This is a genomic window from Streptomyces sp. URMC 123 (assembly GCF_051386515.1).
Lineage (GTDB): Bacteria > Actinomycetota > Actinomycetes > Streptomycetales > Streptomycetaceae > Streptomyces.
Genome location: NZ_JBPQTV010000355.1, coordinates 1 through 6,391, shown reverse-complemented (window position 1 = coordinate 6,391; position 6,391 = coordinate 1). Strand labels below are relative to the sequence as shown.

6 protein-coding genes are annotated in these 6,391 nt (G+C 73.2%); 4 read left to right on the top strand and 2 right to left on the bottom strand.

The features are described from left to right. Window positions 1-293 precede the first annotated feature (293 nt). Window positions 294-1,199 carry a hypothetical protein gene (locus ACSNOD_RS27040; RefSeq protein WP_436769684.1) on the bottom strand — a complete coding sequence of 302 codons (906 nt, stop codon included), beginning with the start codon at window positions 1,197-1,199 and terminating at the stop codon, window positions 294-296. Window positions 1,200-1,602: 403 nt separating this feature from the next. Between ACSNOD_RS27040 and deoC the strand changes: the two genes are divergently transcribed. Genes deoC through ACSNOD_RS27025 form a run of 3 tightly spaced genes read left to right on the top strand, consistent with a single transcriptional unit; the run spans window position 1,603 to window position 4,905 of the window. Then, window positions 1,603-2,595, top strand: a complete 993-nt coding sequence (gene deoC, locus ACSNOD_RS27035; RefSeq protein WP_436769686.1) for a deoxyribose-phosphate aldolase — start codon at window positions 1,603-1,605, stop codon at window positions 2,593-2,595. Next, window positions 2,592-4,028 (top strand): aldehyde dehydrogenase family protein, encoded by a 1,437-nt coding sequence (locus tag ACSNOD_RS27030; RefSeq protein WP_436769685.1) that lies wholly within the window; start codon window positions 2,592-2,594, stop codon window positions 4,026-4,028. Before deoC ends, ACSNOD_RS27030 begins: the two co-directional genes overlap by 4 nt. Further along, window positions 4,021-4,905, top strand: a complete 885-nt coding sequence (locus ACSNOD_RS27025; protein WP_436769683.1) for an aldehyde dehydrogenase family protein — start codon at window positions 4,021-4,023, stop codon at window positions 4,903-4,905. Before ACSNOD_RS27030 ends, ACSNOD_RS27025 begins: the two co-directional genes overlap by 8 nt. Before the next feature lie 123 nt (window positions 4,906-5,028). On the opposite strand, the gene ACSNOD_RS27020 is transcribed toward ACSNOD_RS27025, so the two are convergent. Continuing rightward, window positions 5,029-5,451: a hypothetical protein gene (locus tag ACSNOD_RS27020; RefSeq protein ID WP_436769682.1), complete on the bottom strand. Its 423-nt coding sequence runs from the start codon at window positions 5,449-5,451 to the stop codon at window positions 5,029-5,031. Window positions 5,452-5,608: 157 nt separating this feature from the next. On the opposite strand from ACSNOD_RS27020, the gene ACSNOD_RS27015 reads away from it, so the two are divergent. After that, entirely contained in the window at window positions 5,609-6,238 is a 630-nt protein-coding gene (locus tag ACSNOD_RS27015) for a uridine kinase family protein (protein WP_436769681.1), read from the top strand. Window positions 6,239-6,391 lie beyond the last annotated feature (153 nt).

Below are 6,391 nucleotides of genomic sequence, written 5' to 3'. Positions count from 1 at the left end.
GGCATGGGGGCTCCTGGGAAACGGCGAGGGGAGCGGAGGGGTTCACGGGGCCAGCGGTCCGGCGCGGACCCGGTGCGTGAGCGCCGGCGGTACGGGGGTCGGCGCGGGCGCGGTCCGGGAACCGGCGCGCCGGTGGTCCGTACGAGATCGGTCCGGGGCGGTCCGTACGAGATCGGTGCGAGGTGGTCCGTACGGGCCGGTCCGAGGTGGGCGGTGCCTACGGGGCCGGTGCCGGGGTGGTGCCGGCCGGTGCCCCCGCCCCGGGCGGGCGGGGGCACCGGCCGGCGGGAGGGTCAGGCGTCGCCGTGGGTGCCGGCGGCCCGGCGGCGGCGCAGCACGACGAAGCCGAGGCCCGCGGCGGCGAAGGAGGCGGCCGCGCCGCCCGCCGTCACCAGCGTGTCGTCCTCACGCCCGGCCACTCCTTCGGCGCCGGCGGCCACCCCGCCCTTCGGGGTGACCTTGGTCTGGCCGCCGGAGACGACCGGGGCCGCGGCCGGCTTGGCGGGCTTGGCGCCCTTGCCCTTCGCGCCCGCGCCGGCCCCGGTGGCACAGCCCTTGGGGGCCGCGGGGAAGGGGGTGACGCCCGCCGGGTGGCCGCCGCCCTCGAAGTTCGTCTCCAGCTTCGGGGAGGCGCCGTACGGGTCGATGATCCGCGCGTGGAATCCGGCGCTCGCGGGGGCCTGCGGGTGCTTGCGGTCGAGGACGGGGCCGAAGGGCTCGCCATTGCCGGCGTCCTTGAAGTTCGCCCGCGGCCCCTGGGGCCCGTTGCTCAGCACGGCGACGGTACCGGCCCCACCGGGCCGCTCGACGGTGACGGTGCACTCCTTCTTCCCGACGGCGCCGCCGCCCTTCGGGGTGGCGGGCTTCGACTCGACCGCCGTCGGCGTGGCCGGCTTCGACTCGGTGGCCTTCGGGGTGGCGGGCTTCGACTCGACCGGCTTGGTCTCGGCCGGCTTCGACTCCGCCGGCTTGCTCTCCGCCCGCTTCGACTCCTCCGGCTTCGGCGCCGCGGGGGTCGACTCCGCCCCGACGGTCGGCCGGGTCTCGGTGGTGGTGGCGGTGGAGGCGGCGGAGGCGGCGGAGGCGGCGGCGCCATCGGCGGCGAAGGCGGTGGCGGCCGGCCCGAGCACGACCCCCGCGACGGCGGCGGAGGCGAGGGCGATACGGGCGGCGCGACGGCGCGCGGACAGGGCTGACATGCATGACTCCTGGCGTGAAGTGTCGGACGTGACGTGCCTGACGAAGAACAGAGCCGCATGCCGCTTTCCTCGGAGCCCGTGGCCCACGGACCGCACGATCGGGGCGTCGGGGGCGGACGGGCTCCCACCGGGTGGGGGGACGAGAGCCGGAGAGGTCAGGCGGTGCTGCTGTGACGATCTTAAAAACGCCGGAATGATGGCGTGTTCACCGTCATGTCACGAAACCGCGACAGCAACCGGAGTATTGGCTCCCACATGCGGCCTCATCGCCCTCAGTACGACCTCATCGCCCTCAGTACGACCTCATCGCCCTCAATGGGGATTTCGCCCATACCCGTAAAGATCGACTCCTGGCCAGGGGGTGACAGGGCGCTACGCGCGTAGATATGCTCGTCTGGTGACCATGCCCACTGTTCCCGCATCTGGCAATGAGGCCGCGGAGCGACTGGCGTCGATGGCGGATGTGACCGCCTCCGACGGTGCGCTGCGCCGCTTCCTGCACGGCCTGCCGGGCGTCGACCCGGTCGGCCTCGAAGCCCGCGCCGCTTCCCTCGGCACCCGCTCGATCAAGACCACGGCGAAGGCGTACGCCATCGACCTGGCGATCTCCATGATCGACCTGACGACGCTCGAGGGCGCGGACACGCCGGGCAAGGTCCGGGCGCTCGCCGCCAAGGCCGTGAACCCGGACCCGCTGGACCGCGCCACCCCGCGCACCGCGGCCGTCTGCGTCTACCCCGACATGGTGGCCACGGCCAAGGCCGCCCTGGCCGGCACCGAGGTGAAGGTCGCCTCCGTGGCGACCGCCTTCCCGGCCGGCCGCGCCGCGCTGCCGGTCAAGCTGGCCGACACCCGTGACGCGGTGGCCGCCGGCGCCGACGAGATCGACATGGTGATCGACCGGGGCGCCTTCCTCGCCGGCCACTACCTGCGGGTCTTCGAGGAGATCAAGGCCGTGAAGGAGGCGTGCGTCCGCGAGGACGGCAGCGCCGCCCGGCTGAAGGTGATCTTCGAGACCGGCGAGCTGTCCACCTACGACAACATCCGCCGCGCCTCCTGGCTCGGCATGCTCGCCGGCGCCGACTTCATCAAGACCTCCACCGGCAAGGTGGCGGTGAACGCCACCCCGGCCAACACCCTGCTGATGCTGGAGGCGGTGCGCGACTTCCGCGCCGCGACCGGCGTCCAGGTGGGCGTGAAGCCCGCCGGCGGCATCCGCACCACCAAGGACGCGATCAAGTTCCTGGTGCTGGTCAACGAGACCGTCGGCGAGGAGTGGCTGACCAACCACTGGTTCCGCTTCGGCGCTTCGAGCCTCCTCAACGACCTGCTGATGCAGCGGCAGAAGCTGAGCACCGGGCGCTACTCCGGTCCCGACTACGTCACGGTGGACTGATCATGGCTTTTGAATACGCACCCGCGCCCGAGTCCCGGTCGGTCGTCGACATCGCCCCCTCCTACGGGCTGTTCATCGACGGCGAGTTCCGCGAGGCCACGGGCGGCAAGGTCTTCAAGACCCTCTCCCCCGCCACCGAAGAGGTGCTCTCCGAGGTCGCCCAGGCGAGCGCGGAGGACGTGGACGCGGCCGTCCGGGCCGCCCGCAAGGCGTTCGGCACGTGGTCGGCGCTGCCCGGCTCGGAGCGCGCCAAGTACCTGTTCCGGATCGCCCGGATCATCCAGGAGCGCTCCCGCGAGCTGGCCGTCCTGGAGACCCTGGACAACGGCAAGCCGATCAAGGAGACCCGCGACGCGGACCTCCCGCTGGTCGCCGCGCACTTCTTCTACTACGCGGGCTGGGCCGACAAGCTCGACCACGCCGGTTACGGCGCGAACCCCCGCCCGCTGGGCGTGGCCGGCCAGGTCATCCCGTGGAACTTCCCGCTGCTGATGCTGGCCTGGAAGATCGCCCCGGCGCTCGCCACGGGCAACACGGTCGTGCTGAAGCCGGCCGAGACCACCCCGCTGAGCGCGCTGTTCTTCGCGGACATCTGCCGCCAGGCGGGGCTGCCCAAGGGCGTCGTCAACATCCTCACGGGCGACGGCTCCACCGGTGCCGCGCTCGTGGCCCACGAGGGCGTCGACAAGGTCGCCTTCACCGGCTCGACCGCCGTCGGCAAGGAGATCGCCCGCACGGTCGCCGGCACCCGTAAGAAGCTCACGCTGGAGCTGGGCGGCAAGGGCGCCAACATCGTCTTCGACGACGCCCCCGTCGACCAGGCGGTCGAGGGCATCGTCAACGGCATCTTCTTCAACCAGGGCCAGGTGTGCTGCGCCGGTTCCCGGCTGCTGCTCCAGGAGTCCGTCGCGGAGGAGGTGCTGGACGCCCTCAAGCGCCGGCTGTCCACGCTGCGGCTGGGCGACCCGCTGGACAAGAACACCGACATCGGCGCGATCAACTCCGCCGAGCAGCTGGCGCGCATCACCGCGCTCGCCGAGACCGGTGAGGCCGAGGGCGCCGAGCGCTGGTCCCCGGCCTGCGAGCTGCCCTCCTCCGGTTACTGGTTCGCCCCGACGCTCTTCACGAACGTCACCCAGGCGCACACCGTCGCCCGCGAGGAGATCTTCGGCCCGGTGCTGTCGGTGCTGACGTTCCGCACCCCGGACGAGGCCGTCGCCAAGGCCAACAACAGCCAGTACGGCCTGTCCGCCGGCATCTGGACGGAGAAGGGCTCGCGCATCCTGGCGGTCGCGAACAAGCTCCGTGCCGGCGTGGTCTGGGCCAACACCTTCAACAAGTTCGACCCGACCTCGCCCTTCGGCGGCTACAAGGAGTCGGGCTTCGGCCGCGAGGGCGGCCGCCACGGCCTGGAGGCGTACCTCGATGTCTGAGCGCTTGACTGTCTTCAAGACCTACAAGCTGTACGTGGGCGGTAAGTTCCCGCGTTCCGAGAGCGGCCGGGTGTACGAGGTGACCGACTCGAAGGGCAACTGGCTGGCCAACGCCCCGCAGTCGTCCCGCAAGGACGCGCGGGACGCGGTGGTGGCCGCACGCAAGGCGTTCGGCGGCTGGTCGGGCGCCACCGCCTACAACCGCGGCCAGGTCCTCTACCGCGTCGCCGAGATGCTGGAGGGCCGCCGCGACCAGTTCGTCGCCGAGGTCGCCGACGCCGAGGGGCTGTCGAAGGCCAAGGCGGCGGCGCAGGTCGACGCGGCCGTCGACCGCTGGGTCTGGTACGCGGGCTGGACGGACAAGATCGCGCAGATCGCCGGCGGGGCGAACCCCGTGGCGGGCCCGTTCTTCAACCTCTCCACCCCGGAGCCCACCGGCGTGGTCGCGATCGTCGCGCCCCAGGAGTCGTCGTTCCTGGGCCTGGTGTCGGTGATCGCCCCGGTGATCGCCACCGGCAACACGGCCGTGGTGATCGCCTCCGAGAAGTCCCCGCTGCCGGCCCTGTCGCTGGGCGAGGTGCTCGCCACCTCCGACGTGCCGGGCGGTGTCGTGAACATCCTGTCCGGCAAGGCGTCGGAGATGGGCCCGCACCTGGCGGCCCACCAGGACGTCAACGCGATCGATCTGACGGGCGCCGACGCGTCGCTGGCCAAGGAGCTGGAGATCGCGGCGGCCGACAACCTCAAGCGCGTGCTGCGTCCACAGCCTGTGGACTGGTCCGCCGACCAGGGCACGGGCCGGCTGACGGCCTTCCTGGAGACCAAGACGGTCTGGCACCCCACCGGTTCGCTGGGCGCCTCCGGCTCGTCCTACTGAGCCCCGCGCCGACCGCGTACGGCCCCGCCGCCCACCCCGGGCGGCGGGGCCGTACTGCTTCACCGTGCACCCCGGGATGGGCACCGCGGAGCGGCACAGCGGAGGGGCACCGCGGAGGAAGCCTCAGCCGGGCAGCGTGTCCACCAGCGGGCCGACCGTCGGCAGCGTGGAGAGCGTGGCGCCCCGGGCCACCGGCCCGGTCACCGCGTCCGTGCCCACCGGCCGGAAGTCGGCCACCTGCGTGCCCACGGCGTTGTCCAGCGGGTCGACGCCGGTGTTCGCCAGCGGATCGAGCTGCAGCGTCTTCAGCGGTGCCACGGCGTGCGCCACCCCGGCCCGCAGCGTCGGCTCCGGGGCGTGGATCAGGCTGGTGTCGAGGGTGCCGATGGGCGTCTCGGCGGTGGTCGGGGTGCCCATCGGCTCGGGCGCCCCGGCCGCGGCGGCCGACGGGGCCACGCCGAGGGCGGCGCCGGCGGCCGACGCGAGAAGGCCGGCGCGCAGCAGCACGCGCGCGGCGGGGCCGGGGAGGGAGTGGGGGGAGGCCATGGACCACCTGCCGAAGAGGGAAGCGGAAGCAGCTTGTAATGTTTCGGGCACCCAGCGTAGTCGAGTCGGGGTCGCCCGCTCAAAGCCGCTTCACGGACGCCGCGAAGCCGTGCCCCGTGGGTCCCGGCCGCTCGGCGATGCCCGACAATGGTGTCCCGTGACCTCCCACCATCGCTCCGCCCGCGTTGTCCTGCTGACCGGGCCCTCGGGCTCCGGCAAGTCGTCCCTGGCGGTCCGTACGGGCCTGCCGGTGCTCAACCTCGACGACTTCTACAAGGAGGGCACCGACCCCACGCTGCCCCTGCTGCCGGACGGCGGGGGCACCGACTGGGACTCGCCCGCCTCCTGGGACGCGGCCGCGGCGATCGAGGCCATCGAAACCCTGTGCCGCACCGGACGCGCGGCCGTCCCGGCGTACGACATCGCCACCAGCGCGCGGGTGGGCGAGGTGGCCGTCGACATCGACCGCACCCCGCTGTTCATCGCCGAGGGGATCTTCGCGGCCGAGATCGTCACGGCCTGCCGCGAGCTGGGGGTGCTGGCCGACGCGCTCTGTCTGCGCGGGCGGCCGTCCACCACGTTCCGGCGCCGGCTGGCCCGCGACCTGCGCGAGAGCCGCAAGCCGGTCCCGGTGCTGCTGCGGCGCGGCTGGCGGCTGATGCGCTCGGAGCGCTCCATCGTGGCCCGGCAGGTGGAGCTCGGGGCATACGCCTGCGGCAAGGAGGAGGCGCTGGGCCGGATCGCGGCGGCGGCGGCCGGCCGGCACCGCGCCCGGCTCCCGGTCTGACCGGCCCGGCGACCGTACGGGCGCGCCCAACGGCCGTGGCGTGAAGAGCCGTACGGACGCACCACCGCCGTACGGCCGAGAACGGAAGCGGGAAGCGCGCACACCACAACGGGAAGCGGGAGCGGACGGCCCCCCCGGCCGCCCGCTCCCGCT

Bases quoted from the DNA above. Each gene is read 5' to 3' on its own strand.
- ACSNOD_RS27040 (WP_436769684.1), bottom strand. From the start codon at position 1,199: ATGTCAGCCCTGTCCGCGCGCCGTCGCGCCGCCCGTATCGCCCTCGCC.
- deoC (WP_436769686.1), top strand. From the start codon at position 1,603: ATGCCCACTGTTCCCGCATCTGGCAATGAGGCCGCGGAGCGACTGGCG.
- ACSNOD_RS27025 (WP_436769683.1), top strand. From the start codon at position 4,021: ATGTCTGAGCGCTTGACTGTCTTCAAGACCTACAAGCTGTACGTGGGC.
- ACSNOD_RS27020 (WP_436769682.1), bottom strand. From the start codon at position 5,451: ATGGCCTCCCCCCACTCCCTCCCCGGCCCCGCCGCGCGCGTGCTGCTG.